The sequence below is a fragment of the Vibrio sp. 2092 genome, assembly GCF_033339635.1.
GTDB lineage: Bacteria > Pseudomonadota > Gammaproteobacteria > Enterobacterales > Vibrionaceae > Vibrio > Vibrio alginolyticus.
On record NZ_JAWOUY010000001.1, the window covers coordinates 113,615 to 138,808 of the forward strand.

The 25,194-nt window shown below is 39.3% G+C and carries 39 protein-coding genes; 30 read left to right on the forward strand and 9 right to left on the reverse strand.

The genetic code is table 11. The annotated features are described in order from the left end of the window. The first annotated feature begins 140 nt into the window (after window positions 1-140). Window positions 141-935 (forward strand): hypothetical protein, encoded by a 795-nt coding sequence (locus R7P80_RS00820; RefSeq protein WP_318096422.1) that lies wholly within the window; start codon window positions 141-143, stop codon window positions 933-935. A gap of 148 nt (window positions 936-1,083) precedes the next feature. Further along, on the forward strand, window positions 1,084-1,764 hold the full coding sequence (locus R7P80_RS00825; protein ID WP_318096424.1) for a hypothetical protein: 681 nt from the start codon (window positions 1,084-1,086) through the stop codon (window positions 1,762-1,764). A 64-nt stretch (window positions 1,765-1,828) separates the two neighbouring features. Here the strand turns inward: R7P80_RS00825 and R7P80_RS00830 are convergent, their stop codons facing one another. Then, complete coding sequence (locus R7P80_RS00830; protein ID WP_020330686.1) at window positions 1,829-2,164, reverse strand: hypothetical protein; 336 nt, start codon at window positions 2,162-2,164, stop codon at window positions 1,829-1,831. 161 nt (window positions 2,165-2,325) lie between these two features. Here R7P80_RS00830 and R7P80_RS00835 point away from each other — a divergent pair, with 161 nt between their 5' ends. The 5 genes from R7P80_RS00835 (at window position 2,326) to R7P80_RS00855 (ending at window position 6,676) form a co-directional block, all read left to right on the forward strand. After that, window positions 2,326-2,715: a hypothetical protein gene (locus tag R7P80_RS00835; RefSeq protein WP_085762268.1), complete on the forward strand. Its 390-nt coding sequence runs from the start codon at window positions 2,326-2,328 to the stop codon at window positions 2,713-2,715. A 60-nt stretch (window positions 2,716-2,775) separates the two neighbouring features. Further along, the gene (locus R7P80_RS00840; RefSeq protein ID WP_318096427.1) at window positions 2,776-3,372 is read left to right on the forward strand and encodes a hypothetical protein; all 597 of its coding nucleotides are present in this window, start codon (window positions 2,776-2,778) and stop codon (window positions 3,370-3,372) included. A gap of 73 nt (window positions 3,373-3,445) precedes the next feature. Beyond that, the gene (locus R7P80_RS00845) at window positions 3,446-5,416 is read left to right on the forward strand and encodes a hypothetical protein (protein ID WP_318096430.1); all 1,971 of its coding nucleotides are present in this window, start codon (window positions 3,446-3,448) and stop codon (window positions 5,414-5,416) included. 79 nt (window positions 5,417-5,495) lie between these two features. Next, window positions 5,496-6,188: a hypothetical protein gene (locus tag R7P80_RS00850; protein ID WP_318096432.1), complete on the forward strand. Its 693-nt coding sequence runs from the start codon at window positions 5,496-5,498 to the stop codon at window positions 6,186-6,188. 29 nt (window positions 6,189-6,217) lie between these two features. After that, the gene (locus tag R7P80_RS00855) at window positions 6,218-6,676 is read left to right on the forward strand and encodes a hypothetical protein (protein WP_318096434.1); all 459 of its coding nucleotides are present in this window, start codon (window positions 6,218-6,220) and stop codon (window positions 6,674-6,676) included. 89 nt (window positions 6,677-6,765) lie between these two features. On the opposite strand, the gene R7P80_RS00860 is transcribed toward R7P80_RS00855, so the two are convergent. Beyond that, window positions 6,766-7,959 carry a hypothetical protein gene (locus tag R7P80_RS00860; RefSeq protein ID WP_318096436.1) on the reverse strand — a complete coding sequence of 398 codons (1,194 nt, stop codon included), beginning with the start codon at window positions 7,957-7,959 and terminating at the stop codon, window positions 6,766-6,768. A gap of 491 nt (window positions 7,960-8,450) precedes the next feature. Between R7P80_RS00860 and R7P80_RS00865 the strand changes: the two genes are divergently transcribed. The 6 genes from R7P80_RS00865 (at window position 8,451) to R7P80_RS00890 (ending at window position 11,241) form a co-directional block, all read left to right on the forward strand. Further along, window positions 8,451-9,326, forward strand: coding sequence for a hypothetical protein (locus R7P80_RS00865; protein ID WP_318096438.1), 876 nt, complete (start codon window positions 8,451-8,453; stop codon window positions 9,324-9,326). 106 nt (window positions 9,327-9,432) lie between these two features. Continuing rightward, on the forward strand, window positions 9,433-9,696 hold the full coding sequence (locus R7P80_RS00870) for a hypothetical protein (protein ID WP_318096440.1): 264 nt from the start codon (window positions 9,433-9,435) through the stop codon (window positions 9,694-9,696). 78 nt (window positions 9,697-9,774) lie between these two features. Continuing rightward, window positions 9,775-10,167: a hypothetical protein gene (locus R7P80_RS00875; protein ID WP_020330677.1), complete on the forward strand. Its 393-nt coding sequence runs from the start codon at window positions 9,775-9,777 to the stop codon at window positions 10,165-10,167. 13 nt (window positions 10,168-10,180) lie between these two features. Beyond that, a complete protein-coding gene (locus R7P80_RS00880; protein WP_318096443.1) occupies window positions 10,181-10,489 on the forward strand; it encodes a hypothetical protein in 309 nt (102 codons plus the stop codon). Then, a complete protein-coding gene (locus R7P80_RS00885) occupies window positions 10,476-10,916 on the forward strand; it encodes a hypothetical protein (RefSeq protein ID WP_318096445.1) in 441 nt (146 codons plus the stop codon). The genes R7P80_RS00880 and R7P80_RS00885 overlap by 14 nt, the downstream gene beginning before the upstream one ends. A gap of 31 nt (window positions 10,917-10,947) precedes the next feature. After that, window positions 10,948-11,241 carry a hypothetical protein gene (locus R7P80_RS00890; RefSeq protein ID WP_045592416.1) on the forward strand — a complete coding sequence of 98 codons (294 nt, stop codon included), beginning with the start codon at window positions 10,948-10,950 and terminating at the stop codon, window positions 11,239-11,241. Here the strand turns inward: R7P80_RS00890 and R7P80_RS00895 are convergent. Together R7P80_RS00895 and R7P80_RS00900 are read right to left on the reverse strand one after the other, a co-directional pair. Further along, window positions 11,213-11,569, reverse strand: a complete 357-nt coding sequence (locus R7P80_RS00895) for a hypothetical protein (protein WP_318096447.1) — start codon at window positions 11,567-11,569, stop codon at window positions 11,213-11,215. The genes R7P80_RS00890 and R7P80_RS00895 overlap by 29 nt on opposite strands. Window positions 11,570-11,841: 272 nt before the next feature. Next, the gene (locus tag R7P80_RS00900) at window positions 11,842-12,174 is read right to left on the reverse strand and encodes a hypothetical protein (protein ID WP_020330674.1); all 333 of its coding nucleotides are present in this window, start codon (window positions 12,172-12,174) and stop codon (window positions 11,842-11,844) included. Between the two features lie 152 nt (window positions 12,175-12,326). Here R7P80_RS00900 and R7P80_RS00905 point away from each other — a divergent pair, with 152 nt between their 5' ends. The 4 genes from R7P80_RS00905 to R7P80_RS00920 all read left to right on the forward strand — a co-directional run bounded on the left by R7P80_RS00905 (window position 12,327) and on the right by R7P80_RS00920 (window position 13,911). Then, complete coding sequence (locus R7P80_RS00905) at window positions 12,327-12,704, forward strand: hypothetical protein (protein ID WP_318096449.1); 378 nt, start codon at window positions 12,327-12,329, stop codon at window positions 12,702-12,704. Window positions 12,705-12,725: 21 nt separating this feature from the next. Beyond that, a complete protein-coding gene (locus R7P80_RS00910) occupies window positions 12,726-13,064 on the forward strand; it encodes a hypothetical protein (RefSeq protein WP_020330672.1) in 339 nt (112 codons plus the stop codon). An 82-nt stretch (window positions 13,065-13,146) separates the two neighbouring features. Next, entirely contained in the window at window positions 13,147-13,326 is a 180-nt protein-coding gene (locus R7P80_RS00915; RefSeq protein WP_116921077.1) for a hypothetical protein, read from the forward strand. A 30-nt stretch (window positions 13,327-13,356) separates the two neighbouring features. Continuing rightward, complete coding sequence (locus R7P80_RS00920) at window positions 13,357-13,911, forward strand: hypothetical protein (protein WP_085762279.1); 555 nt, start codon at window positions 13,357-13,359, stop codon at window positions 13,909-13,911. A 43-nt stretch (window positions 13,912-13,954) separates the two neighbouring features. Here the strand turns inward: R7P80_RS00920 and R7P80_RS00925 are convergent, their stop codons facing one another. After that, window positions 13,955-14,458, reverse strand: a complete 504-nt coding sequence (locus tag R7P80_RS00925; RefSeq protein ID WP_318096452.1) for a hypothetical protein — start codon at window positions 14,456-14,458, stop codon at window positions 13,955-13,957. 200 nt (window positions 14,459-14,658) lie between these two features. On the opposite strand from R7P80_RS00925, the gene R7P80_RS00930 reads away from it, so the two are divergent. The 10 genes from R7P80_RS00930 to R7P80_RS00975 all read left to right on the forward strand — a co-directional run bounded on the left by R7P80_RS00930 (window position 14,659) and on the right by R7P80_RS00975 (window position 20,810). Continuing rightward, window positions 14,659-15,522: a hypothetical protein gene (locus R7P80_RS00930; RefSeq protein ID WP_318096454.1), complete on the forward strand. Its 864-nt coding sequence runs from the start codon at window positions 14,659-14,661 to the stop codon at window positions 15,520-15,522. 162 nt (window positions 15,523-15,684) lie between these two features. Then, complete coding sequence (locus tag R7P80_RS00935) at window positions 15,685-17,391, forward strand: hypothetical protein (protein WP_318096456.1); 1,707 nt, start codon at window positions 15,685-15,687, stop codon at window positions 17,389-17,391. A 317-nt stretch (window positions 17,392-17,708) separates the two neighbouring features. Then, entirely contained in the window at window positions 17,709-18,206 is a 498-nt protein-coding gene (locus R7P80_RS00940) for a hypothetical protein (protein WP_318096458.1), read from the forward strand. A gap of 216 nt (window positions 18,207-18,422) precedes the next feature. Continuing rightward, a complete protein-coding gene (locus R7P80_RS00945; RefSeq protein ID WP_045592429.1) occupies window positions 18,423-18,926 on the forward strand; it encodes a hypothetical protein in 504 nt (167 codons plus the stop codon). A gap of 18 nt (window positions 18,927-18,944) precedes the next feature. Beyond that, window positions 18,945-19,409 carry a hypothetical protein gene (locus tag R7P80_RS00950; RefSeq protein ID WP_045592430.1) on the forward strand — a complete coding sequence of 155 codons (465 nt, stop codon included), beginning with the start codon at window positions 18,945-18,947 and terminating at the stop codon, window positions 19,407-19,409. Window positions 19,410-19,566: 157 nt separating this feature from the next. Then, window positions 19,567-19,725 carry a hypothetical protein gene (locus tag R7P80_RS00955; RefSeq protein WP_155399613.1) on the forward strand — a complete coding sequence of 53 codons (159 nt, stop codon included), beginning with the start codon at window positions 19,567-19,569 and terminating at the stop codon, window positions 19,723-19,725. After that, on the forward strand, window positions 19,722-19,925 hold the full coding sequence (locus R7P80_RS00960) for a hypothetical protein (protein WP_020330660.1): 204 nt from the start codon (window positions 19,722-19,724) through the stop codon (window positions 19,923-19,925). Before R7P80_RS00955 ends, R7P80_RS00960 begins: the two co-directional genes overlap by 4 nt. Before the next feature lie 129 nt (window positions 19,926-20,054). Continuing rightward, window positions 20,055-20,336 (forward strand): hypothetical protein, encoded by a 282-nt coding sequence (locus R7P80_RS00965; RefSeq protein WP_038128423.1) that lies wholly within the window; start codon window positions 20,055-20,057, stop codon window positions 20,334-20,336. A gap of 9 nt (window positions 20,337-20,345) precedes the next feature. Further along, window positions 20,346-20,588 (forward strand): hypothetical protein, encoded by a 243-nt coding sequence (locus R7P80_RS00970; RefSeq protein WP_020330658.1) that lies wholly within the window; start codon window positions 20,346-20,348, stop codon window positions 20,586-20,588. Window positions 20,589-20,597: 9 nt separating this feature from the next. Continuing rightward, complete coding sequence (locus R7P80_RS00975; protein ID WP_229623877.1) at window positions 20,598-20,810, forward strand: hypothetical protein; 213 nt, start codon at window positions 20,598-20,600, stop codon at window positions 20,808-20,810. Window positions 20,811-20,828: 18 nt separating this feature from the next. On the opposite strand, the gene R7P80_RS00980 is transcribed toward R7P80_RS00975, so the two are convergent. Beyond that, entirely contained in the window at window positions 20,829-21,071 is a 243-nt protein-coding gene (locus R7P80_RS00980; protein WP_318096464.1) for a hypothetical protein, read from the reverse strand. A gap of 323 nt (window positions 21,072-21,394) precedes the next feature. Beyond that, a complete protein-coding gene (locus R7P80_RS00985; RefSeq protein ID WP_318096465.1) occupies window positions 21,395-22,120 on the reverse strand; it encodes a hypothetical protein in 726 nt (241 codons plus the stop codon). Between the two features lie 154 nt (window positions 22,121-22,274). Between R7P80_RS00985 and R7P80_RS00990 the strand changes: the two genes are divergently transcribed. Both R7P80_RS00990 and R7P80_RS00995 read left to right on the forward strand, forming a co-directional pair. After that, window positions 22,275-23,036, forward strand: coding sequence for a hypothetical protein (locus tag R7P80_RS00990; protein WP_318096467.1), 762 nt, complete (start codon window positions 22,275-22,277; stop codon window positions 23,034-23,036). 72 nt (window positions 23,037-23,108) lie between these two features. Further along, the gene (locus R7P80_RS00995; RefSeq protein WP_045592441.1) at window positions 23,109-23,390 is read left to right on the forward strand and encodes a hypothetical protein; all 282 of its coding nucleotides are present in this window, start codon (window positions 23,109-23,111) and stop codon (window positions 23,388-23,390) included. Window positions 23,391-23,434: 44 nt separating this feature from the next. Here the strand turns inward: R7P80_RS00995 and R7P80_RS01000 are convergent, their stop codons facing one another. Continuing rightward, window positions 23,435-24,175, reverse strand: coding sequence for a glutathione peroxidase (locus R7P80_RS01000; protein ID WP_045592443.1), 741 nt, complete (start codon window positions 24,173-24,175; stop codon window positions 23,435-23,437). Window positions 24,176-24,371: 196 nt separating this feature from the next. On the opposite strand from R7P80_RS01000, the gene R7P80_RS01005 reads away from it, so the two are divergent. Further along, on the forward strand, window positions 24,372-24,782 hold the full coding sequence (locus tag R7P80_RS01005; RefSeq protein WP_318096469.1) for a hypothetical protein: 411 nt from the start codon (window positions 24,372-24,374) through the stop codon (window positions 24,780-24,782). Between the two features lie 32 nt (window positions 24,783-24,814). Here the strand turns inward: R7P80_RS01005 and R7P80_RS01010 are convergent, their stop codons facing one another. Then, window positions 24,815-25,150 (reverse strand): hypothetical protein, encoded by a 336-nt coding sequence (locus tag R7P80_RS01010; RefSeq protein ID WP_318096471.1) that lies wholly within the window; start codon window positions 25,148-25,150, stop codon window positions 24,815-24,817. Between the last annotated feature and the right edge of the window lie 44 nt (window positions 25,151-25,194).

Below are 25,194 nucleotides of genomic sequence, written 5' to 3' on the forward strand. Positions count from 1 at the left end.
TACAGAGTACTAAAATACTCATTAGACAATTGGCATTTGACCCACTCTTGTAGTGGGTCTTCTTTTTTAATTATTAAACTATTGACCTAAAACCTTATTTGTGTATAATAACTACATTAACCAAATAAAGGAACACCGCCATGAATAACCAAACTTCTTTACTGTCACTGGTTGACAAAAACACACTGGAAGCAAAGATCGCAGAGGCTCGTGAGCACGACCAGATTAACGGCATGACACCTGCTGTATTTGCATACAAAGACCTTGATGGTGAATTACGTGTAGGCTTTAATTTCCAACCTGTAGGCACTGAAGTTGGTGATCGCTTCCATATTGATCACGGTGTGGGCATTAACCGCAACGAAGATGGTGAGGTTCTTTGGGTTTACTCGCCTGAAGAAGATAAGACAGAAGAAGAGCTAACCGAGCAACAGCGTTCTGATCTGGCTTTTCGCGCTGTACTTGCACACTCAAGCTACGCTGGTCTTGATACGGCAAGCATGAGCATGGAAGAGCAAATCACCGAGCTTATGAAAGGTATGCGCTCTCTTTGTGCAGACTATGGCGTTGATTTTGCCTCATTCTCTAAGGAGCCGTTGACGTTCCCTGACATGATTAATTACCCGATGCCTGAGGTCTTTGCTCAATTAGCCGATCAAGAGGGTTGGGGCTTGTTTGAGTGCGAATCTGGTATCAGTCTTTGTCGAAATGATGAAGCTAACCTTTTAAAAGACGATACTGAAGCTTGGGATTTTGTGATCCGCAAAGCAATGACAGGCTCAGAATTCCATATCGCGGTTATTGCAGGCATCAAACAGCAAAACCCTGATGAATACACACTATGGGTCAATGAGAACCGTGTATTTAATAACTATCACTTCCACAAAGATTTTACTAACAACAAAGAACAAGCACTCAAAAATCTAGGTCTATAAAATACAGGTTTTCCCTTAGTCATTGGGCTAGGGGAAAACTAAAAATCACTCGATAAATTCTAATTATTTTATTGCAGATAGTGTGCTAAAATAAATTAAAATTCAGTTGGAATTCCTACTGAATATTCAATTGAGGAATCTATAAAATATGTTTGCCTTAGAAGAACACTCCCGAACAAGTAAGCTAGAACCGATCTCAGTTTCTGATGTTTTTGATGACATTAAGCTTACCGCTGGTGGAGCAAACCTTGAAGAACAGGGCTATATTCCGCTAACGGATGAAACCTACAAAACACCCCCTCACTCACTAAAGCTAAACCTACGATACATGGTAAAGCCTTCTCAGGCTGTTATTGAGCACATGGAAAAGTTTGGTTGCGGATACCCAAAAAGAGCGATTGAAAGTATTGTAAGCTCAATTTCGTTTGCCTACGCTGCGAGTCAAATCAACGTTAAGACTGCGGGAGTAGTGAACCCTGACGAACTAGCTTTATTTAAAGAGAATGCTGATTTAGTAGGTGATTGCCTTGTAAAAACAGCTTACAAGAAATTTCACGCTTTACACCCTAACTTTTATTTGCGCTCTTGTATCCCGCCAAATGAAAGCCAGTTGTCTAACATCGAACAACATGCCAGAAACCTTTGGATTGCGGTAGGCTTTACCCTTAAGAATGACGCGATCATCAAGGAAGCAGAGAAAGGGGGCTTTAATAAGTTCTACCTAAATCAAGCTCGACTTGATTATCTGAACAAGCATTTCGGCATTGACGTTCCAACCGTCCATAAAGACAAGCGTATCGATAATGACGACTCGTTAACTCTTGGTTAATCTTGCCCTACGAAATTCAGAAGAATGTAATAAAGCCCGTTTTTTAAACGGGCTTTTTATACCATTAAATCATCCAATCTTGATACTTATCGTTCCAAGTCAGTAAATTCCCGTGATGCTCAAAAAGGTAGTTTTCGTTAAACTCCCACGTTTCTTTAGCTGTAGAATCTGCCTTAGGAAGTCGCAGCCATGCGCCAAGCAATTCAATAGAACCATTGGTTTTTAAAAGCTCTAGGAATTTCGGGAAAAACTCCTGATGCTCACTCTCATAAAAGCACTCTAGAATCTTTCCATCGCGACTATCACAAATAGCATGAACCACTTTTCGCGTTGGGTGATTTTGACGTTCCTCAAAATCTTTAGTCAGGCGAGTAAATGTTTTGATTGACTGCTCTTTCATGGTGAAATTCCTTGTTATTTAATTATTAAATTATACATAAATTAAATAAAAAGTAAATACCCTAATTCCACAGAGAGCTTAAATAAATTTAATAATTAAATATTGACTCAAATACCTATAAATGTATAATTAAGACATCAAATAAAGAAAGGAACATCGCCATGCAAGTTTACGCTCAAGGTCTTACAGATTACAACCGTCACAGCCTACTACTGGCTTACGAGTTTGACGGTACTCAGCTCGCTATGACAGATTCGAGCATTAATGTGTTCACCAAAAAGCCTAAAGTTGGCGAGTTCATTTTAAGCCGTTGTAAAACTCAAGCGTTTCGCGTTGTACGCCATGCGAAAGCTACCGCTTGTGGTCAAGATGTAACAGTGACATTCCTATCAGAACCGACACCAGTTTCAAAAGAGAATCCTCACGCTGAAGCTAAAGGCGATAAAGGTGTTCAAGTAGAAGTTCACCTGATGCGTGGATGCTGTCATTACATCGAGACCTACTATCTGGCTCGCCCTCGTGGTTTCAAGCTAAACGCACGTCTTCTATAAATAAATCGCCCTCTCCAAGCAGGAGGGGGCAGGCTTAACAATCAGTAAGGAACTGACACCATGACAATGACACTACCTCTAATCACAGACATCAACTTAGCTCCAACGTTTGCGACTGATCGAGAGATCGATTTCAGCCCGAATGCGCTTGTTAGCGAAGAGCAAAAAGCTACTATTAATGCTATCTCAGACGCTTATGGGTTCGAGTATCCTGATGAGCTAGTTGATGGCGACCCTCGCAAATTAATTATCTCAAATGAAGAAGTGGACTTCTTAGGCTTCCATAACGGCAAATTTGGTCTTCTTATGGAATTTGAGCTTGCGTACCTACAACCAGAGTCTCAAGCAGGTATGGCGCGTAATGAGTGCGCTAGTGATGCTGAAATCAAGCGCCTGTACGAAGAGCTTTGCAAAGCTTTCAATTCTGAGAAGTGCGAATACGTGAAGAAGTACGATAAGTCTGAATTCTTCTTTACCTATCATCACGACAACTTTGAAAACGGTTTATGCTTGGTTATCTTTACCCCGTTTGTTGTCGATGGTGCGGTGTACTCATCACCATACGAAAGCAAAACAGCACTGAAAGATATCGTTACAGAAACATTTACATTTCTTAATGAAATCTGGCCGACACTAAACATCGAAGAAGCCGCTTAGCGTTAATCCCCCTCTTTAAGCCTTAAAGAGGGGGTAGTCTTAAACCAATACATATTTAGAATAGTGAATATTTATGGCAGTAAGTATTTTTATTGGAAAATGTAAGTCCAGTGGGGAGGAAGTGCTAATTTCAAACGCCCTGAGAGGAATGAAGTGTAATTGCGTTTGCTTTAACTGTGGCGGTGATCTTGTAGCAAATAAAGGAAAGATTAAAGCACATCATTTTTCTCACAAGGGAAATTTAGAAAGAAACTGTGGCGAGTCAACTTTACATAAAGTAGCCAAACATATTCTTTTTTCTAAAAAGGATCTCAGCCTTTTTACTTTAACAAAAAAACTTCATCACAACCTTAAATACCCCAAACCTTCTGAAAAAACTCTTGAAAATGCAAAGCTAAATCTGAGTTCATTTAAAGTTGAAGATCGTCAACAAGGTATCATTTCTGATGCATCTTGTATGGCAGAATTTAATGGCGCATCCTTTCCGATTAATTTTGAAATCGTTTACTCGAATAAAATCGATAAAAGAAAGTACAAAAAAATCAAAAACAGAGACATCACAACAATTGAGATTAATCTGAATAAGATCCAGAATGAACTAAAAGATTCCAGCAATATTGGTTTGAATCTTATTATTGATAATGTATTAAATGAGATTAACTATAAGATTATTCACATTTCTAAAGATGTGATTTCACTATATCTAAAATTCCACTCAAATGACAAATTATCCTCCCTTTTTTCATCTTATGAAAAACTTTTGAGCCTAAAAATTGAAGAGAACCTCAAGGCGAAAAACATTGGCGTGATTAATTATTTGAAATTATATGGTTTTGTTAATGATAAAATCGAGAGCTTAATTTATTCAGAGTTTAGTTCAGAAAATTTGAGACTAAATTGTTTTGATTTAAATAAGCACAGTTTCTTTGTTGATAATGGCAATGTAGACTTACTATATTCAGAGAGTCCACTTAATGAAAAGGATAAAGTATTCTACTTTAATGAAGACGGGATTTATTCAAATTACTGTCAAAATAATGAACGCTCGGTGATTAAGGATTCTATTCAAAGAGAATGCTACGATGATAAGATTTCAAATCTTACCCAGTACCTAACAGGGATTTCAATTTTCAAAAAGAAAGAGATTGAAAAGCTTAGATCTGAATCCATGAAGATTAGCGATAAAGAACTACAAAATAAAATTAATAACTATCTAGATAAAATCTCAGGATTCTATATTTCAAGAATTGAAGTTTCGGGTTTATGCTCTAGATTTAAAGATTTTAATGTTGAAATCAAAAACTCAAAAACGGATGATAAATACAGTTATACATTCAACTATAAAAGTTATTGTGATGGCAGCGCCTTTTATCTCGATCCAGTGAAAGTTCTTGAATATAAAAAAGACAGCAATATTCAAGACCTAATTGTTTGGCATCATTTCTCACTATCAAAAATCAAAGAAAGAATTAATCGCAGGATTGATGAAGATACAAATGCTGTTAGTCGTGGATATATTGGCAATAATCAAAATCAGCCAAGTGAAAACTCAAAATATAATCGAGATCTATCTAATATTCTAAATGACTTTATCAACAGAACTAACTCAATTTACCATAGTAAGCCATTAGCATTTCCAAAAAATCATACGGACGGATTTTACAGAATTAGAAATAAACATAACTCTACATATAACGTTATTTTTCGAACAATTCCTGATTATGCAAAAGAATACATTAGCGAGTTTAGCGAAAGTTATAGCCGTGATAAATGTAAGTTTCTAAGTATTGAGCTTGGAGAGCTTGACCACACCATTAAATTCTTAGTGAATGGAAAAAAGAGAGAATACCCTCTTTCTATTATTAACGATGCATATAATGAAGCAAACTTACCCGAATCAAAAGGTATTCAATTTTGCATTTTCACAAAAGACCTGTACACAAAAGGTTTCGAGCAATCTTTAAAGGTAACGCTTACTGAAAAAGTGAGAAACATTTGTGAAAAAATGGAGCTTGAAGCAGCTACCAAGAAAACTCAAGTTTGAATGCTGATTTTTAATTGATAAACTTTACTTTGATTGTTTTTTATGTATAATTGAAACATGCAAAAATTAAGGTAAAGCCATGATTAATTATAAAGAACGCGTAGTTGCTGAGCTGATTTTTAAGCATCAAGTACACTCTCTACTCGTGACCCGTATTGAAGACAATGTAATTGAAGTTCGTTGCTCAGGTCGAATTTTCGACGCGAAAGGGAATGGCTTCACATTCACAACGCTAACAGCAAAAAACAAAATTGAAAATTTGGGCGCTTACATCTACACCTATCTGACCCGAACGCTTAAATGGAACAAAAACCTGATGGTGATCCGTGTTGATGGTCAAAGTTACAACTTTCACCAATTACACACTCATGCTTCTGGTTCTATGTTCATCGCAAGCGTAAAAGAGAAAAACGGTGTACCTGCTTACACGCGCTCAGACTGTCTTAACAAGGTTTTGTTCCATAGTGGCGCTAACGCACATCATGGCAACACACATGAGCTTACCGTGTTCCTGAATCAACATTTCAACGAGGTTTCTACTGTTGCCAAAGCAATGAATGAAATCGGTCTTGAAACTATCCGATTTGAGTTTTTAAAGCAGTTGGTGAACAAGCAGAAAAACGTATCTAAAACACTGAAAATGGCAAAGGCGCTATACAACAGCTTAGGCAATGAAACTGACTTTGCTAAAAGTCATCGTCAGGTTGGCATGGTAGGTTCATTTCCTGATAACCGTACCATCACGCTAAATCACGAATGGTTTCACGCTTAAATCAAACTTACCGTTAATAGGGAATCACCATGATTGAATTATCGCCAGAACTGGATATCAAAGGTAAAGTGGTTACTTTTACTGAATCTATGGGGGAAAGTGAATACGACATTCACTCGGGCAAAGATGTTCGTGTCGTTGAAGTCTATCTCGACCACAACACCTGCAAAGAAAAGGGCGGTTGTGACCCAATCACATTACCAATGATTAAGGTTGAGCTGGTGGACGATCCTAGCATTACCTTTAACGCATGGTCTGATGAAGTCGGTAGCCATAAAGTCATCGACATTTTTCACGCAGGGATTAAAGCAGCTCAACCGCTGTACGATAGTTATGTAGGCGTACCTGGCTTACCAGGTTACGATCCAGAAAAGGTTAAAAGCCTTGAGGACTACACAGTCGAAGCTGAAAAGCTTAACCCTTATCAGAAAGGCTCGTGCAAGCATGAGGTCTTCAAGAAAGGCTTTGAGTCTATGTACTTTAAATAGCTTTAATTAAGAACGCATTCAAAAAATATACACAATCAAATTAAAATCCCGAGCTTTTAATCTCGGGATTTTTCATAAAAAACTATAAGTTATAGTGAAGGGGCGTTATCTGACGAAAGCTCAACTTTCTTATCTGCCTTATCCTGGTTTACCATCGCTTCAAAAACCATATCACCTTTTTCTGCTAAATCTGGATTCTCTTTCAAGAAGCAAAGGGCGCTAAGCTCTTTTTCAGCAAGTTTTTTATCCTTACTATTGTTGAACCATAGACCTGATTGAATATCGAGGAACTTCTCTTTAAGTTCACTCAACATAAATCCACAAGGAACTTGAGAAAACGGTTTTCTCCACATCTGATCTAGGATTTTTTCAACACTTCTAAGCTCAATAAAGTCATTCATCACGTTGCTTGTACCGTCTCCGATAGTAAAGCCAACCTCATGTTTCATCCCATCTGCCGCTGTGTCAAACGCCTTTTTCAGTTCAGATTTTGAAAGGGATTTAACGTATTTATCAGTGAATTTCTCATGTCCATCTGGATGATTAATTGATAAAAAGAAGCTCTGATAATTCACTGTTTCATCAAAGAAATTACGCTCAAGAGCAGCCTTTCTTTCTCGCATCAAAGTGTCGGTGAACTCTTCCATGAATCCTTGAAACTTATCTAAATCTTTCTTATTGAAAGCAATAGAGAAAATCTCATCAATTCTTGAATGCTGAACGCTCGGTTTTTTATCGCCAAAGTCATGAACGGGTACGATTGCATAATGCCCTTCAGGGAAATGACTCTTTAAAATCGAGTTCAAAGCATCTTCCATCGCCTGCAAATCCAAGTAGGCATCATCATCAGTAAATGCTCTTCTGTGATCGCCATTAAAGGTTTTAACGGTTGTAACGCAATCCAAAATAGGAGCGCCGATCTCGTAAAGTTTGTCTTCGATTTTTTCAATGACCTTGTCAGATTCAACCAAAGATTTTTCAATCTTTTCTTTTTCCGCATCGAGCTTTTCAATCGAGCTTTCCAACAGTTTTTCTCTATCATCCATTAGCTGATCTACGATTGATTGACCATCCATTACATAAAGGTCATCATAAGATTTAGCCTTACTTCTTTCTCTCTTCAGTTCTTCTAAATCCGAAACTAAACTGCGGTGTAACAACCCCATCTTGCGAAGATATTCATTAGACGATGAGATAGTACCGATGGCTTTTGCCAGCGCGTAATGGAAAGCGTTTTGCTGTGCATTATTTGATTTTGAAATAATATGTCTGTAACCCTTCATTATTGGTCTTTCCTTTTTTATATTTAAATTATTATATCACCGCCAGGATAAATAAAAAACCAATACAACAAGAAACAATCGAAAACTCTGTCCTCGTAAGAGGGCAGTAAATAAAAGAGCTTCGCTCTCAATAAACAATTGGCTTTCTTCTCTTCTGCTTCTCATTCTTTTTTACGCTTTTCATAAATTAATAATTGACTCTGAATCTAATTTAGGTATACTAAGAATGTTCCCGATAAGAAGTGTAGCACTAGGGGCTGCATCTCTGGGAATGAGTAAGTAGCGTCAACTCTTTGTTGAACTCTCCCCTATCGCAGGCTAGGGAGGCGGAATCCGCTTCAATAGCTCGGTAAAGCTACGAATCACACTGATTCTCTCTGCTAAAGGTAGAGAACCCAAAACCAGTTTTTATCAATGCTCATAACCTATAGGGCTTGATGCTGACTAACGCGATAGGCGCATACATTAAGCCGAACAAATAGGAAATGACCATGACTAAAAATATCACTACTCCACATCAAGTTGTCACCGCTGACGTTATCAAACTGAATGTAAATAACGTTATCGCAATGATCCGCAAACACCTTAAAGTAGGCTGTACACCTTCTCATGCCCTGGATATCGCTTGCGCTGGCTTTATCAAAGACTATCAAACACTGAAAGGTCTTGCTGACAAAAACTTCTACGTTGCTAAAGCTAACTTTGGTACTCGCAGTAATCCGTTTATTGTTGAGCGCGATATCGGCTTTTATGATAGTGCTTGGTTTGCTCGTGAAGCATTCGAAGCAGAAGCGGAACAATGTATCGCTGCGGTTGAATGGCAAATTTACTGCAATGGTGAAGCTACAGGTATTCACATTCAGTCCACACCAGTAACAGAGAAGAGAGGTTACACGCTAGTTGTCGAGGTGACGGGCGAAGATGAGACAGACCTTGAAGATGGACTAAATGAAGTGATTAAGAATCTACACTGCTACACTGGTGGCGATAGAGGCGAAAATCGCTCTTACAGCTTCACTAAGTACGGTGAGGAAATGGAGCCAAATGTTTTCCCTTACACTTTTGAAGAAGCCATTATTGACAATAACGGATTCCTTAGAGTGTCTAATTACGATGACGAATTAGAGGAAGTGTTTAGAAAAATCGGCTACAACGAAAGCGATATCAAGCGTTGGGATGGCGACCTAATGCTTGTGAAGTGGGTCGATATTGAAAATGCTGACGATGAGCTTGATTACGATGATGAATGCTTAGCATTAGATTCTGATGGTAAAGTGGTTCATGAGCTAGAATTCGAAGACATGAAGCAAGCGCTAAAGAACTCCGATGAAAAGCTTCACCTATGCGTTGTAAAAGACACGAAGTGATAAAACACATATAATTATTCAATCGCTTATTCATAAAGCCCGTTCCTGAACGGGCTTTTATCAAATTCTACATTAGAGCACGAACCCGAACCAAAGGAATAAGAGCATGAAAAGCTTAATCGGTGAAAGCGTTATTAACATCCATCGCACAAACCCAATCGTTGGTAAAATCCTCCGATTTGAAGAAGGTGTGAATGGTGGAACTGTGGTTAGATGGGAAGGGCAGAGCTGGGATTCCCACATGGTAACTGATGACTTAGCTCTAGTTCGAGATTGGCCTGTCAGAGATGAAAACGGTGAGAGCTTAGGGCATAAAAGACTTTCAACCTACAATGTTAATCAAACCTCTGAAGAATCTAACGAAAATTGATTACTTTTTAATTATTAAATTATTTACTTTTGCTTCTCTTTATGTATAATTAACACATAACCAAATGGAGAGAAGCAAATGCGCACTCAAGATGTTTTAAAGCAATTCGATAAAGCTGTTACTGAAGGCTGCTACGGCAAGCCTGATGCGAGCGACCATGCACTTAACGCCTTATTTCACAGCGAGGTCGTTTCAAAATCTATTCAGGATTACACCGCTAATCAAGAAGACCACTTTATCTCAGACAATACAGGACACGATTTTCACAAGTCGTTCCGTGAGTGGGGCGTGATTGCTGATACAAACCTTGCTCTTGCTGTATGGAATCTTCTGCAAGCTTCAAAGCTATTCTGGATCACCATTGATAAAATGATTAAAGCAGACCGTGACAGCGGCATTGTTTTTATTCATATTGGTGACGATAGCGAACTCACCAAAACGAATGATTTGAACAATCCCAACTACGCTTAAGCAGGAAAATATCATGATGACAGGTAGCACAGTAGCCCTAATTGCTAAACTACAAAGTAACGGTTGGGATCACTCAATCAGAAACGTAAATTGCACAGCTTATTGCGTAGACTCGCTTTCAAAAGACGGTGTTACCATCATTGATATTTGTACCATCAAATCACGCCTGGTTGATGGCGTTGAGGTTTCAGAGCGCTTTCTGTCTGCCTATGTCACGACATTTGAGCACGATTTTGAGATCGACACTCTAAAGGGTCTATTTCATTGGCTGGAAAGCAAAAATTTCATCGAATCTGAGCACTCTCTCAATGAATCCGAATAATAAGACAGAATCATCCACTCAGTTAGAGTTTGTTGATCCAACAGGTTGGGCTTTATCTGTATTTTGGTTTCTGGAACTGGAAGACAACGAAGAGGTTATCGCGTTCTCTTCTGATGACCGAGTAGTAAACCTTATCGGGGCTATGCGCGTATCATCACCATCATTAGCGGGATGCGGGAGTTCTTTAGGCGGTGTTCTTTGGGAGTTTGAAGAGGTTAAGCCCAAGCATGACGGACTGTATGATCTTGTATGCGCATTGCCAGAAGCCATCAAGCAAGAGAAAGCGAGGCGTATTGCAAACAAAATTGCGTGGAAGCGATGGGAAAAGAACGCTATCTCTTTGGGGTATGAACTAACTAGTGAACCCGACTATGCTGATGTAATCCTAGAAAAAGGATTAAATCAGTTTTTACAAGAGCTGAGGTAGGGCTGATTGAACTCAATCAGCTTCACGACACATGGACACTATTGAACATTTATCCGATTTTAAAGATGAGCTAGCCTTAGTTATCAACACTAAGCTATCGCGCTCATCTTTAAGTTTACGTGCGGTTGCTGCGTCAATCGATGGTGTGACCCCTGCGTTACTCAGCAAAGTTCGAAACTACAAGCTTGACTCTATTACGTCTGACCGACTTATTCTTTTAGTTGGGCAAATTGAGTTATTGCTTGATGGTAAAGTTTCAGGGTTTGACGTTACTTTAAACGAAGCCAAGAAAGAGGTTACAGTGTCCTTTCTTGGCTCAGTATAGCGCTTTCCACATCATCCCCGTATTTCTCATTCACCTTCTCTGCGAGCATAATTACCGCTTGTTCGAAACTTGGCGCTGACACATCCAGATCGTAATCGTGCGTTGTAACAATTTCACCGTTTTCATCCTTGATAAGTCCACCAGCTTCAAGGCAAATAACAGGCGCGTCTCTCTCGCCCAGCACGACAACAGACAAAGCATCCTCAAAACGGCTCCTGCGCGTTTCTAGCCGTGTTCCAGCTTTCCAGTCAAGCCCAAGCTGCTTTGCTGTCAAAGAGTCCTTACTGTACGTTGTGGAGTCTTTTACGTTGAAAATCCTGTGCTCCATTAAAAAGTACCACGCATCCATAAATAACATATTCATCTTACCTTTAATGATTAATTTCGGTCTAATGATACGGGCAAAAATGGCGTGTTATCAGATTTTGTATAAATGGCTGTAGGAAGGGGTAGGGAAGGGTTTTATGGCAAACAAAAGCTGCCTTATGAAAGGCAGCAGGAACAATTGGGTCTTTCTTTTCTTCTATGGTAGACCAAGCACTAGGAATACTAATGCCTGACACCGAATTTTTCCCAACGTTGGTAAACTTACCAGTAGTTCTAATCGTCTTTTTTTGCGTATTTCAGAACTTCTGAACGGTAAACTTTTGTGCTGTATCCGCCTTGCTCGTAAGCTAGAGAGCGCACTGTACTCTTATTGCCTTGCTCTACTTCGTTTTCCTTAAGTAGCTCAATAGCGACCTTTTCAGTGTCATACAGGGCAACAATCGTCGTTGCGTATTTACTGATCTTGTTTTTGTAACGTTGCTTAATCCAAAAAGCTGTAGCAACATTTAAAACCAGACCCGTTACAGCAATGAAGGTAAACTGCTTAGGGTTAGTGATCATCACATCAACCACTTTGGTTAACCCATCAATTAAATCATAAAGCATGTTGCCTCCAGGCTTTTCTTAGTTCATGTATCCATTATACATTTACAACCCTAAAAGTCAATAGAAATTTAATAATTTAATTCTTTACCTTTTGATTTACCTATGTATAATTGAGCGCAATTAATTAGAGCAACAAAAAAAAGAGAATCCCCATGTATATCAATATTCAATCGCTAGATTTTGAAAGCCTAGACCTATCCAAAACAGAAGGCTTCCTGCTACTTGCAACGATTGAAACAGATCTAATGGTCGAAATTGCACTTTGTGAATTGAAAGAGAAGAACTCGGCTCATGCCCTTGAAATGTCTCGTCTATATCAAGTCGTTTGCCATATTTACAATATCATTTTCAATGAAATTAACATTAACATCCAGAAACTCAGCCAATCGTCGCGTTATGTTCAGCCTGCTTGGTCTATGGGTACACAAATTTCACTGGATAAATACGATCACTTACGCACTGAATCAGCAACAAGAAATGCCGCTATCAGACCGTTTTTTGCCGCGCTAAATATTGACTATCCACGTTAATATCAAGAGAAGGAAAGCCACATGCCAAAGACTCAAGAAATTGTCATTCGTTTTGGTTGTTTTATCGTGAATGGGGATGAGAAGACCGCTGAAAGCCGATTGACTCATTTTTTAGAAGTGAAATTCAATGAGCGATTTTCGTCTCATGGCATTTCTATTTCAATGCCAGGATTTGAGCGAATCCCACCGCAAACTGATGATGTGAGACCGTCATTCATCCCTAACAACCTATGGTTTGATGTGGTCAGCAACTGCCAGGAATCAGCAATCAACCTGATCCGTGAAACACTCGGCTCAACAGAATTTAAGTCTTTCGCGTCTGAGTATGATATTGAATTAGATTGGTTTGATTTTGAATAATTTTAGTTTTTAATAATTAAATCATTTACTTTTTATTCTACCTATGTATAATTGAAAACATCTAAAGAAAAGGGTGCATCTCATGAATGAACAGCGACTAATTGACTATATCAGTAAGAAATTCAATGGCGCTAGCGTAGCCCAAGTCGTCATTGATGATGAGTTTGGTAATGTTACTGCCACTGTAGATGGAAAGACATTCACAGACTGCGGCTTCATTGAAGAGTTTGAAAAAGAAGCGCAAACGCAGAATTCGCTATAAGACCACGTAAAAAAAGAGTAAGGAACCGCCATGACTGCCAAATACGCCACTGTAATCGAAGTAAATAAAATTGCTGCAATCGCAGCAATGATTGAGAATAAAGCAACGGTAGAGATCCTACCTACGCTTAATGGTCAACTTGAAGTACTTATTAACAAGGTTCAGTTTGCCGTTTTTGATATGTACACTGACGCTTGCGGCTACATCACTCAACTGGCGAATGATGGCTTGTCAGAAGAGCAAGAAAGCCTACTTGCAAAACACCAAGACCTTGTGTTTTTCAACGGTAAAAATGGCGTACTAGTCGATTTTAGCGAAATTGAGTCGTTTTTCAGCAGTAGCACTATGCAGGAGAATCTGAGTCATACCGCTGATCGATACCATGCCCTGATTTGCTTTGATATGAGCAAGCGTAAAATTAACCGCTCAAATCAAAAACACCTTTTCCTAATTTCAGGTGATAACTTGGCTCATGCCCTTGAAGAATTCAAGAGCACAGATGAATCAAGCGGCTTAGTAGAAAGCGAGCACAGCAATGATTTTGGTGGCGAAGTCATGACCGTTATTTTTGAATGTGAAGCGTAATTAGACGTTAAAAAGGGAGGCTTAACCTCCCTTTTTTGAATTCTTATTGCTGGTGGTTTTCTTCAGCGATAACCTTAGAATAATGAGCCTTTCTTTTTTCAAGGGTGTCAGTTACCTTTAGGTAAGCCACAAGCCATCTAAAATCTTGAACTAAAATGACCTTATCATCATTGAATTTTGAGTATATTTTTTTATATCTCTCATCTTCATATTCATCACAACCGCGATCTTTAATCGCCTCTTTGATTGCTGCAATTAAAGCCTCATGATCGCCAGAATACAAAAGCTTGTTGTTAATTAGATTACTTTCCCTGATATCACAAGACCCCATATAAATCCAAGTGCAAAGCATAAACTGAGCCGTGATTACGGCAAGCGATTTTGTCAAATCCGCCTCATTAAACGTAATCAGCATAAATGCGGTATACATGGTTACAACCAAGGTCGGAAATATCATTAGTAAGTTCTGTTTTTGTGTGACAATATTAGCCGCATCCTTTAGAAGATCCGCCTTATCACTGCTTGTATTATTCTCTATTGATTTCATTCGCTATTCCCTATTCATTATTTTTATTCGTTAATAAAATACACCAACCTGCCAGAAGACAAAAGGTGATTGTTTATCACCCACACACAAACCTTCTCTTTTGTGACTCTTTTCGTTAATTTAATTATTAAATCATTTACTTTTGGGTTGCGTTGTGTATAATTAAGATAAATAAAGAACACCGCCATGAGGAACGCCAAATGAACAAGATTGAATTAGCTAAAAAACTTTTAGAGTACGCTGTTTATGATAACCACTTCGTTAACCCCAACTATCATAAATCAGCAAGTTTCTTTGAGGCACTGGAAAATCGCGCCAATGAAACTATGGTTTATGCAAAGGTTTTTTGGCGTGAAAATCGATTCACTTATGCTTGGGGTAAGGGCTTCTTAACTCCAAATGACAAAGAAAAATACCTGGCATTTGTTGAAGAACTGGCTAGCCATATCGAATTCCTTGGGGTTGACAAAGGTAAGCTTACCATCGACTCAAGCGCAGGTTTCGAAAACTCAGCACTTGGTTCTCCGTACACGTACAGCGAGCCTATGAACTTCACTTTTGTACTGAGTGCAGAAAAAGCCTGTGAGTTGTTTGCTGTATTAGAGCAACATTACTCAAATATGGTTCACTCAATCTCACTGATTGAACTATTCAATCCTGTTCATGAGCAAGATATTGATTCAATTGTTGAAAGCAAACGCGAACAGGCGAGAGCAGAGATTATCAACAAGCTATCTAAAATCAAGCGCGGATATCTAGCTCATCTACCGTCAGTTTTTGGATTTAGCGTTAATCAGTTACGCGGCAACACATACGATCTTGTGCGAAATGATGTAACCGAACGGTTATACGACAAAGTTGAACAGCTAAACCGCTCAATTCAACAATCTTTGATTGATGCTGGCGTGCTGGTATTCGCAGCCGATAATCGTGAACACGTTCGATTCATGAATAAAGCGGACTTCAAGAAAACCTTCAAAGCTGCTGAACGTAAAGCGTTATACGCTGAACTCCCAGAGCTAAAAGACCATTTTGAGCCTGTAAATGCCGCTAAAGCTGCTTAAATAACCACCCCCTAAGAGAAAGCCATCATACCGATGGCTTTTTTATATTCTAGCCGAAGAATTTATCCATTAAATACTTAAAATTATTCTTTACCTATATATATTAATATGTATAATAGTAAACATTAAATAAAGGACACCATGTAATATCAGGAGCTACCAATGAATATTGGTCTATTTTTCTCGTGGTTTGTAGCCATGTTTATTTTCATGTTTGCAACCTGCAACTTTAAAGGGGATCGCTACGATTTACAGTCAGATGCGTTTGCAATCGCTCAGTTTTCTTTCGTTTTAGCGTTTTTGGGCTTTATGGCTAACGCACCACTAACGCTATCATTTGGACTGTATATCATGCTTTTGCTCGCAGCCGTAATGGTTGGCTTATATCATATGAAGCAAGAAGATTGGTGGAGAGCACCAGTACCACTTCTACTTGTTCTATTGGTGTACACTGTCACTTCAACAGGCATGTTCCGTGCAGAAGCAATGGGTAACTTGATTGCACCAAAAGAGATTGATGCTCCATTATTTACGCAAGTTAAAGATCCTGAATTACGCCTGGTTCCTAAAGAAATCGCATTTAACAAGCAATCAAAAGCTGTGAATGGTCGCCTACCAGACGGATCAATTATTGGTTCGATGTTTAGCCTCGATTTCCGTTCATCTATCATTCAAGTCATTAATGGCGAGAAATACTACGTCACGCCGCTCACATGGTCGGGCTTTTGGAAGTGGGCATTGAATGACTATGATGTGATTGGTTATGTGATCTCTAGCGCGACAGAAAGCAATGCAGAATCAAAATTAATCACAAAGAACCCTGATGGTTCAGACATCCAAATCAAACTTACTAAGGGTGGCTTTTTCGGCTCTAACCTTGAACGACACATTTACTCAAAATTTGGCAACGTCCTAACAAGCAACTCTTACTTTGTTCTTGATGACAATATGTACCCATACTACGTTACATACAAAATCAAGCCTGAAGTCGGATTTGATAACTACCTGCCTGATGGAGCGTTTATTACAGACCCTCAGACAAAAGAAGTGACGTATTACGCACAAGAGGATATCCCTGATTTTGTTGATACCAACGCCTCAGAATGGGTACTTCTAGACAATATTGATAAGTGGGCTAGTTTACGAGAAGGCTTCATTGAATCACTAGGCTCAAAAATTGAACTTAGCGCAACGGAGTTTAATGGTGAAAAAGACCTGTTCTTCATTGATGCTGCGAACACTAAAAACGGGACTGCATTCTTTACGGGAATGGAAAATCCAAAGTCAGCAGGTAAGTCACTATCAGCGATGCTGTTTGTAGACAGCAAGACACTTGAAACATACATCTATTACCCGACTAAGGAAGCGCAAAGCGAAACAGCGGTACTTGATTCTGTACGCTCAGCACTGGGTAATCTATCTGACAAGTGGTCGCCAACACAGCCAATTCCTTACCGAATTTTTGGTGAAGAAGATGTATGGTTGACCCCAATTGTGACTCAGGGTGGCACTAGCCGTAAAGTTGAGGCTTATGCTTACACGAAAGTATTCAGCACTGAAAAATCGGTATGGGATAAGAAGCTCTCAAACGCTACTACAAAGCTTTTAACTGTAAGTAGTGAATCAGGCCAAATCTCTAATGAAGAATCGTTAGAGCCTGTTTCTGGAAGCCTGAGAACCATTTACTTTGTAAACGACAATGCTTATCTCACTCTTGACTCACAAACTAAGGTCATTGAGTGTAACCACCAAAGCGTAATTGAATGTCGCGGTGTTAAAGTCGGTCAGTGGTTAGACTTTAAAGCTATGAAGAAATCAGACAAAGAATTTGTTCTGCTTAGCTTCACTAAAAACCCACTAGAGCAATAAAACTAAACAGCCTCTCAACATGAGAGGCTATTTTTTCCAGCCAGGAAACACAATTATGATCATCAAAGCTATCGCACTTATCTCTGTAGTCGCTCTATTCGCTCTTTACTTCAATCTACAGAGCATCCACACAAAGAACATGCTAGGGCATGACTAGGAGGAATTTGAGCCGTATCGCTTAATTTCTATCGGACACACTATATAAAACCTGAATTGTCACAGTTCAGGTTTTTTATACTTATTTAAAAATAACTCTTGATTGTCCCTTTTTTGTCCTGCATACTAAGTCCATAAAAAGGGATAAAAGGGTTCACATTATGTTTTTAAATTCAATTTTAGCAATTGCCAATGTTCGCGTTCGTCTAACACCTTCACTGGTAGAAGACATCTGCAAGCTTGCTGGCACAGACAAATTTTCAAAAGCGCTACCAAACCTTGAAATCGCTATCAAAACCGTCAGCGGCATTCTTGATGATATCAATCGCGGCTGCAAAGTCTACGTGGTCGATGCTGAAGGGAATAAAGGTAAAATTTCATTCGATGTTCAATGCGCACTTGGTGACGACGAAGAAGATGATAGCGCAATTGTGCGTAATCGAATCACGAAAGGTCTAGCAAACGACATCATTACGCTCGCTGAGCGCATGGGCTTTAAACGTAAGGATGGGAAAACAACAACCATTTCCAACGCACTGCCATATCTACATGCTGCAATCATCATCGCTGAAGACCTAAAAGAAAGGCTTGATAACGGGACTAAGTTCTACTTAGTTGAACCAAACGGTGAAAAATACATTATGCGTTTTTTCCAATAAAGCCAGATAGGACACTAAAAGCGCACACGATGGAAAAGTCAGAGAACGGAGTCAAAGGAACCAATCGTTAATCCCTTGCTCTGCAAGGGCAATATCAATGGGTCGTTTTATCTCTTTGGTTTTTACATGCGTTTTTAATAATTAAATAATTGACTCTCAATTTTAAATATGTATAATTAGAAACATAGAGTTAAGCGATAACAAAGAGGATTTCGCATGAGCCAGCAAAGAACACTTTCAACCTTCGGTTTCCCTTACCACGTAGATGATGAATTCGGTGGTATTTACATGGCTCCTATGGATTGTGTCATGGTAAACCCAGAAGGCGCTATGCGCTCTCCTAATCAGGAAAGTGTCGATAAGTTCAAAGCTGAGTTCATCGCGAACGGCTACAAGTTTAAAAAACCTTTAGTCGTTATCCCACAGCTTATTGATGGTGAATTAAAACTTTCTGTTGCTGATGGTTCTGCTCGCTTTACAGCGGCTAAACAAGCTCAGGAAGAAGGTCATGAATTCGATGGCATCAAGGTTGCTGACATGCGTGACAAGCAAATCCGAGATGCTAATTTCTTCGACATGACGGATGAGCTAAAAGTAGTTTGTGATGCAATGAATGCAGATAACTTCGTTGAAATTAAAGCTCTGGTTATCAAAATGGCGCTACGTAATTACAACCGTGAAGATCTAACTCAATTCGCGCTAGATTACTTCCTTAACTAACAGCAGAGAGTAGATACCATGAAATCTCATGCAACCATTACTATCAACACATCCATTAATGGCATCGACCCTCATAAGTTTGTGGTAAAACATCCATTCCTATATGAATGCCAGTATGATCATTCACACGTAGAAAACGGTAAAACCCAATACGTGTTTAATCTTACTGTAGACACGACCCAAACGTTAGACGTTAAGCGTCAGGAAGTCACTGTAACTCACCCTGATTACGAAGTGAAAAGCCAGGATGTTAATGTTAAGACCAATAAACAGGTTTACCTTGTGATTTGGCATACAGATGACAATGAAGCCCGTAGCTCTCTGGTTGAGTCAATTGATGCTCATAGCGCATGGGGTAAGGTAGCTACAGATTACGAAGCTAAATACGGTCTTTCTGAGGATGAGGATGTTTACCTCGAACACGTTAAGTCTCTGGCTGAATTACACGAAGAATCAGGTATCGCTTTGGTCAAAGCTAACTGAGTCTAGCGACTAACTCAAAACATACTGATAATAAGGGCTGCACTACGCAGCCTTTTTTATTTAATTTAATAATTAAATCCTTTACTTCGACCGTGACTTGTGTATAATTAAACACATAGAGAGTTAGCGCTCTTACTAACCTAAAAGGGGAGTGGTTATGCTTCAAAGAAAGTGCTGTAATTGCGCCACAATCATGTATGTTCAATCAGACTTTTGCTCAGAAAAATGCAGTGATGAGTTTGATGCGTACATGAAATCAGAAATGGGTTGCTCTGATACTCAAGAGCAAGCGGAATCAAACGAGGAAGCATCATGAGCCGAGTTAAACTTACAGTAGATACCGTGGATATGGTTCATGTAGAAATTGACGGGATCGACGCAGGGGTTTTCGATAACATCGACGGAGGGAAATACTCTTGGTTCCCATGTCGAACAGATCAGCTTTCAGGCGATCACATTATCGAAATTGGCAAGGCTCTGAATGAATACAACAAACAGCAAAACCAACCTGTTTAAGTGTGAAATTCAATCCTAAACCCATAATGATGTAATCATTTTTATTTGCTTAATTAATTAAATTATTTATTTTGATTTTTGTTTGTGTATAATTTCAGCAAAATGACAAATAAAAATAAGCGAATGAACATGAATTACATAAAAACTCTAATACTTTTTGCATCGGTACTCATACTTTCTGGCTGCGCTGACTCCATGAGCTTTCAGCAAGCCAGTGAAGCAACCCAAGTAGGCTTTTTCTACGGGTTCTGGCATGGAGTCATCGCGCCGCTGGCATTCATTATCTCGTTGTTTGATGAAGATGTCGCGGTATACGCCATTTACAATAACGGTGCATGGTACGACTTTGGTTACATTCTTGGCATAGGTGGTTTTGCAAAAGCATGTGATGAAGGAGTACAAAGCAAATAGGACTAAAGCATGAAACTGACAAAAGCACAATCAAATCAGCTAAATGACATGGTTACACAAACTCGCATTACTCGCGGTAAAAACGCAGGTGTGCGTAAAGACGCTTTAGTCGATATTAATCACTTTGATATGCGCTCATTCAATAAGCTTATCAGTGAAAAGCTGGTGGCTCCGAGTGAATACAACGGTAACGAATGGTATGCCACTGAAAAAGGCTACGCGTTTTGGTTACAAACAAAATCAGCCAAGTAGGGGATCGATATGCCAGGCTCAAATTTAAGCGCTGAGATTCGCCTTTTAATCGTTGAAATGAATGATGAGGTTGAACATCTCAAAGGCAGAGCGCTCAAGGAACCCGAAAAATCCGAACACTATTACGGTTATATCGGTGGCATCACCGAGTACCGAACCAAGCTTGAGCATATTTTAGAGAAGTCTGGCAATAGAGACCGACCAGTAACAATTGACCAATAGCCCCATAAAGAGCCGCTACTACAGCGGCTCTTTTTCGTTCTTATCTGTTCTTAGCTTCATCTTCACGCCAATACTTCTGATAAACAGGATGTAAGCGATAAGAGATGCCGCGAAAATCGTCACAGAACCTATCACAATAGGGAGTTCCCAGTTACTTTGACTCATAGCCAGCAAACAGGTGAAAAACATCACCATGAGGGACATGGACGTTGAGATAATTGCTCCATTTTGCGCCCTGGTTAAGACTTTATTAGTCATCATCTATTCTCATGTATTTAACTGCCTTCATGATAATTCAACGATGAAATATGTTAAAGCAACTTTGGAAGAAAAAAGGGCGAGGTATCGCCCATGTATCGAATGGCTTCTTTCTACTCTGTTTATGTCTCTGAACTTATTCAGCCTAAAATGAAAAAATCACAGCATCTAGCCGTGATTAATAATCTCATAAATTGTACCGAGATAAGCTAAAATTATTAATGTAAGTCATCAACTTACATTAAGCCAAAAGGGAACATGAAAATATCCTTTTTATATATAAACGAATAAATTCCTATGTTCCCTTTCGCATTAAATTTGTCAGCTTATAGTTGCGCGTCACAAGCGTTGCAGCAATCCGAGTCATCAAGGCAATCATAACGACCACCAGACAGATCTACTGAACCATTCGACTTGAAGCACTCGTCTTTATCTTCATACTGACCAGAAACAACAACATCATCGTCATCGTCTTTACTCACATATGTGCGACTAACGCTATCTTCCTGAGTTAGATCAGCAAAGCAGTTTGGGCATCGAGGCTTATCATCATCGACCCACACACCTTCTGGACTCATCAATACAGGCTTAAATGCCGATTTCATGTAGTCTACCATTTCAGGCTTATCTGAATGCGCCCATTGTTCAATAACTTCATGCATTTGGCGTTCTGTACAATAGTACTCAACCTGACCACCAGCACGTAAACAAAACGCATGGTAACGATCAGCGTTAACGATTCTGAAGCTATGAACAAGATAAGTCCATTCCCATTGAGTAAGGAATAATGAAGTTGAAAGCCACATATTCCCATTGTTTACGAATAAATCAACAATATGCTCACTACCGTACAGTTCTTTTTGAACTGAACCATGCATCTTCAGGTCACTCATAAGGTATTCAGCACCTAAAATAGAAAAACCATAGAGAGTTTCTTCATATCGCTTTTCAAGAACTTCACGAGCATCCTGGCTTGGATGAATGTAAATCGTATTTTTTACATTAAATGTAGCGACCTTTTGTTCAATAGGGGTTAGCGAATCAGTTTTCATGGTGCCTCTTAAATGAGTAGTTAACTTTTATGTTTTAATTATACATAAGCAGCAATAAAAGTAAATGTAATTTTTAATTATTAAATTATTGACTGTCAGATTAATGAATGTATAATTGATTACAAGTTAAAGAGTTCAACCATTGGGTATTCAAATGACTGAAGAAAACAAAGAATTACTGCACAAGCATTTTCGCATGGGACGCGGCAAGTACCGTCTTATCAGTATCTGGTCAGCGCCATCAAATGCAGTGCTTGAATCAAACCCAATGGGCTACAACAAAATGATGGCTGAGCGCCCAAAATGCTGCAACATGGTTTGTGACCACTGCGGCACAGGGATTATTCATCACTTTATCCTTGAAGATGAAGACAAAGAGCGATTTAGCGTAGGTTCAAGCTGCATTGAAAAACTCGGTCAATATGACTTAGTGACTGCCGCTCAGAAGATGGAAAAAGAGCGTCAACGTCAATTACGCCAGGAACGTGCAGAGAAAAAACGTGCGGAACAACACGCGAAGTACGAAGCTGAAATTGAAGAGCAGCGTAAAAAGAACGGCGGACTAACCGATCATGAAGTGTTGATTGAAGAGCGTAAGCAGCGTGAACTGGATAACAAAAAGAAATACAGCGAACTGTCAGCTCCAATCGTTGCGCTTCTTGAAAAGGCTGGTGGCAATTTCTGTTCTGATATGGCTGACAACCTACGAAACGGCTCTATTCCTTCAGGTGGCGCTAAGAGAATCGTTATCGAAGTAATGACTAAACAGCACACTGGTGCTCGTAAGAACAGCAAAGCTTACAATGCCGCACAGCCAGAAATGGAAGCGTTGTTTGAGTCGGTAGAGGCTGAATTCAAAGTCATTAGTGAAGCGCACTATGCTTACCTGCATAAGTCATTTGGCTTCAACTCATAAAAACTTACACCCAATTCTGTTTAATGCCCTATAAAAAGGGCATTCCATAATTCAATTTAGGAATTTAAACCCATGACAACTTTAACCTTAAATGAAAAACTCCTTACGGTTCTAGCCGCTCTTAAAGCAAAGCAAAAACTAGCCGTTATTGAATGCTCTATTGATGGTTTCTCAAGTGACTGGCGCAAGGTTTTGAAAGATTACTTTTTCAAACAGCTTTCAGATGAGCTAATTGAAGAGGTTGGCTTGAAGAAAAATGAGTTTTGCCTAATGGCAGTTGAGCGCTTAGAAATCCCCGAAGAGTGGATGTTCACTAAGAGCACAGAACTAGATCAGTTCAGCTTCTCTTACTAAAATTCAAATCCCTGTCCAAGTCGGGCAGGGATAGTCACTATTGATTACTTATGTTGCTCGGCAAGGTAGCTGTCAAGCGCTTCACTGCCTCCAATTAGCTTACCACCGATAAACACCTGTGGAACTGTAGTCGCGCCTGTAATCGCTCTTAGGCTCACTGTGGTGGCATCCTTACCCAAAACAATCTCTTCGTACTGCAAACCCGCATCAATCAGCGCTTGCTTTGCTTTTACGCAGAAAGGGCAGCTAGGCTTTGTGAATACCGTGATCGACTGTGCAACCTTGTAGTCTGGGGCAAGGTACTTAAGCATAGTATCCGCATCAGACACTTTGAATGGGTCGCCTGGCTCATTAGGTTCAATAAACATTTTCTCTATTACGCCATCTCGAACCAACATTGAGTATCTGTGCGAACGCATTCCAAATCCTAAGTCGCTTTTTTCAACTAGCATTCCCATGCCTTTTGTGAATTCGCCATTACCATCAGGAACAACTTTAATATTATCCGCTCCCTGATCCGCTTTCCAAGCGTTCATCACAAACGTGTCGTTAACTGACACGCAAAGAATATCGTCAACGCCATGCTCTTTAAAAACAGGGTATAGCTCCGCGTAACGGGGCAAGTGCGAGGAACTGCATGTCGGTGTAAATGCACCTGGCAAGCTAAATACGATGACGGTCTTACCTTTAAATAGGTCATCAGTGGATACATTTACCCATGCATCACCTTCACGCACAGGGAATACTACGTGTGGCACAGATTGTTTTTCTTTGGACTCAAACATTACTAATTTACCTTTTAATTGATTCTATTTTATTGGTTTACCAGTACAGTATCCCAACTAATAAATAAAAGATAAATTCGATTAATTCTATTAAATCAATTGTCCAGAACTATTAATAGCCATGTCATAAGAGTAATTTGAGGTTTATTTACTTAATTTTTGCGTGTAAAATTCACAAAAAATAAAGGAATAAACAATGAATAATGAAGATTTTTTCAATCAATTAATGAACTTTTCCACAACGCCAGATACCATATTCTCACTATGCGGCATCACATTAGTTGCGGGATTCGTTTATATGCTACTCAAAGTCATTGTCATGCTATTTCATAGCTTTAACAACACCCCTGAAGAAAGCAAGGCAAAGTTCCCTAGCGTATGGATGCCAATTCAAACCGTACTTCTCATGCAACTAATCATAAGCGCAATGAAATTCAGCAGTCAGGATGAGCGATACACGACTATAGGCAATGTGTTTGGCTCAGCGGTTCAGGGCTATCAGGTAGCAGGGCTTTTCATAGCGGTAGTCATCATCTGCCTTTCCATTTCTTTAGTGTCTGATGTAAAAACCTTTTTCCAATCCAATAAAAACGAAAAGCGAGCTTAAAAGCTCGCTTTTTCTTTTATGGAGTCGGTAAATCAGACTTCGTATTTCAGTACCGCGTTTCCGTCCTTCATTTCCATTGAAGTAGGGTAAACGCGATCACCGTCAAACCATAGCGTTAATGAGGTCTCACTTGGCACATCTTCAAGCTCAGGAATCATTTCAGCAGCCAACATAGGTTCTTGATTTGAGCTTGTCTTGCCTTGCGAGTCAAAAATCACTTTTAATTCAACAAAATTACGACTCTCAATTTGGCTAGTGTCCACCATATACACAGGGTGATCGGCACTTGAATAGGGTACGTTGGCGTGTACCTCATTCGCGTCATTTTCAACTAAAAATGAGATAAGATCTGAAACGTTAATGGACATTCACTTTCCTTTTTATCGTAAACAAATAAAGTTATACTTTTTAA

Bases quoted from the DNA above. Each gene is read 5' to 3' on its own strand.
- R7P80_RS00825 (WP_318096424.1), top strand. From the start codon at position 1,084: ATGTTTGCCTTAGAAGAACACTCCCGAACAAGTAAGCTAGAACCGATC.
- R7P80_RS00850 (WP_318096432.1), top strand. From the start codon at position 5,496: ATGATTAATTATAAAGAACGCGTAGTTGCTGAGCTGATTTTTAAGCAT.
- R7P80_RS00860 (WP_318096436.1), bottom strand. From the start codon at position 7,959: ATGAAGGGTTACAGACATATTATTTCAAAATCAAATAATGCACAGCAA.
- R7P80_RS00945 (WP_045592429.1), top strand. From the start codon at position 18,423: ATGAGCCAGCAAAGAACACTTTCAACCTTCGGTTTCCCTTACCACGTA.
- R7P80_RS00920 (WP_085762279.1), top strand. From the start codon at position 13,357: ATGACTGCCAAATACGCCACTGTAATCGAAGTAAATAAAATTGCTGCA.
- R7P80_RS00880 (WP_318096443.1), top strand. From the start codon at position 10,181: ATGATGACAGGTAGCACAGTAGCCCTAATTGCTAAACTACAAAGTAAC.
- R7P80_RS00990 (WP_318096467.1), top strand. From the start codon at position 22,275: ATGACTGAAGAAAACAAAGAATTACTGCACAAGCATTTTCGCATGGGA.
- R7P80_RS00960 (WP_020330660.1), top strand. From the start codon at position 19,722: ATGAGCCGAGTTAAACTTACAGTAGATACCGTGGATATGGTTCATGTA.
- R7P80_RS00955 (WP_155399613.1), top strand. From the start codon at position 19,567: ATGCTTCAAAGAAAGTGCTGTAATTGCGCCACAATCATGTATGTTCAA.
- R7P80_RS00840 (WP_318096427.1), top strand. From the start codon at position 2,776: ATGACAATGACACTACCTCTAATCACAGACATCAACTTAGCTCCAACG.
- R7P80_RS00965 (WP_038128423.1), top strand. From the start codon at position 20,055: ATGAATTACATAAAAACTCTAATACTTTTTGCATCGGTACTCATACTT.
- R7P80_RS00900 (WP_020330674.1), bottom strand. From the start codon at position 12,174: ATGCTTTATGATTTAATTGATGGGTTAACCAAAGTGGTTGATGTGATG.
- R7P80_RS00865 (WP_318096438.1), top strand. From the start codon at position 8,451: ATGACTAAAAATATCACTACTCCACATCAAGTTGTCACCGCTGACGTT.
- R7P80_RS00820 (WP_318096422.1), top strand. From the start codon at position 141: ATGAATAACCAAACTTCTTTACTGTCACTGGTTGACAAAAACACACTG.
- R7P80_RS00895 (WP_318096447.1), bottom strand. From the start codon at position 11,569: ATGGAGCACAGGATTTTCAACGTAAAAGACTCCACAACGTACAGTAAG.
- R7P80_RS00915 (WP_116921077.1), top strand. From the start codon at position 13,147: ATGAATGAACAGCGACTAATTGACTATATCAGTAAGAAATTCAATGGC.
- R7P80_RS00940 (WP_318096458.1), top strand. From the start codon at position 17,709: ATGTTTTTAAATTCAATTTTAGCAATTGCCAATGTTCGCGTTCGTCTA.
- R7P80_RS00845 (WP_318096430.1), top strand. From the start codon at position 3,446: ATGGCAGTAAGTATTTTTATTGGAAAATGTAAGTCCAGTGGGGAGGAA.
- R7P80_RS00985 (WP_318096465.1), bottom strand. From the start codon at position 22,120: ATGAAAACTGATTCGCTAACCCCTATTGAACAAAAGGTCGCTACATTT.
- R7P80_RS00910 (WP_020330672.1), top strand. From the start codon at position 12,726: ATGCCAAAGACTCAAGAAATTGTCATTCGTTTTGGTTGTTTTATCGTG.
- R7P80_RS00890 (WP_045592416.1), top strand. From the start codon at position 10,948: ATGGACACTATTGAACATTTATCCGATTTTAAAGATGAGCTAGCCTTA.
- R7P80_RS00875 (WP_020330677.1), top strand. From the start codon at position 9,775: ATGCGCACTCAAGATGTTTTAAAGCAATTCGATAAAGCTGTTACTGAA.
- R7P80_RS00950 (WP_045592430.1), top strand. From the start codon at position 18,945: ATGAAATCTCATGCAACCATTACTATCAACACATCCATTAATGGCATC.
- R7P80_RS00970 (WP_020330658.1), top strand. From the start codon at position 20,346: ATGAAACTGACAAAAGCACAATCAAATCAGCTAAATGACATGGTTACA.
- R7P80_RS00925 (WP_318096452.1), bottom strand. From the start codon at position 14,458: ATGAAATCAATAGAGAATAATACAAGCAGTGATAAGGCGGATCTTCTA.
- R7P80_RS00980 (WP_318096464.1), bottom strand. From the start codon at position 21,071: ATGATGACTAATAAAGTCTTAACCAGGGCGCAAAATGGAGCAATTATC.
- R7P80_RS00930 (WP_318096454.1), top strand. From the start codon at position 14,659: ATGAACAAGATTGAATTAGCTAAAAAACTTTTAGAGTACGCTGTTTAT.
- R7P80_RS00830 (WP_020330686.1), bottom strand. From the start codon at position 2,164: ATGAAAGAGCAGTCAATCAAAACATTTACTCGCCTGACTAAAGATTTT.
- R7P80_RS00995 (WP_045592441.1), top strand. From the start codon at position 23,109: ATGACAACTTTAACCTTAAATGAAAAACTCCTTACGGTTCTAGCCGCT.
- R7P80_RS01005 (WP_318096469.1), top strand. From the start codon at position 24,372: ATGAATAATGAAGATTTTTTCAATCAATTAATGAACTTTTCCACAACG.
- R7P80_RS01010 (WP_318096471.1), bottom strand. From the start codon at position 25,150: ATGTCCATTAACGTTTCAGATCTTATCTCATTTTTAGTTGAAAATGAC.
- R7P80_RS00935 (WP_318096456.1), top strand. From the start codon at position 15,685: ATGAATATTGGTCTATTTTTCTCGTGGTTTGTAGCCATGTTTATTTTC.
- R7P80_RS00905 (WP_318096449.1), top strand. From the start codon at position 12,327: ATGTATATCAATATTCAATCGCTAGATTTTGAAAGCCTAGACCTATCC.
- R7P80_RS00835 (WP_085762268.1), top strand. From the start codon at position 2,326: ATGCAAGTTTACGCTCAAGGTCTTACAGATTACAACCGTCACAGCCTA.
- R7P80_RS00885 (WP_318096445.1), top strand. From the start codon at position 10,476: ATGAATCCGAATAATAAGACAGAATCATCCACTCAGTTAGAGTTTGTT.
- R7P80_RS00855 (WP_318096434.1), top strand. From the start codon at position 6,218: ATGATTGAATTATCGCCAGAACTGGATATCAAAGGTAAAGTGGTTACT.
- R7P80_RS00975 (WP_229623877.1), top strand. From the start codon at position 20,598: ATGCCAGGCTCAAATTTAAGCGCTGAGATTCGCCTTTTAATCGTTGAA.
- R7P80_RS00870 (WP_318096440.1), top strand. From the start codon at position 9,433: ATGAAAAGCTTAATCGGTGAAAGCGTTATTAACATCCATCGCACAAAC.
- R7P80_RS01000 (WP_045592443.1), bottom strand. From the start codon at position 24,175: ATGTTTGAGTCCAAAGAAAAACAATCTGTGCCACACGTAGTATTCCCT.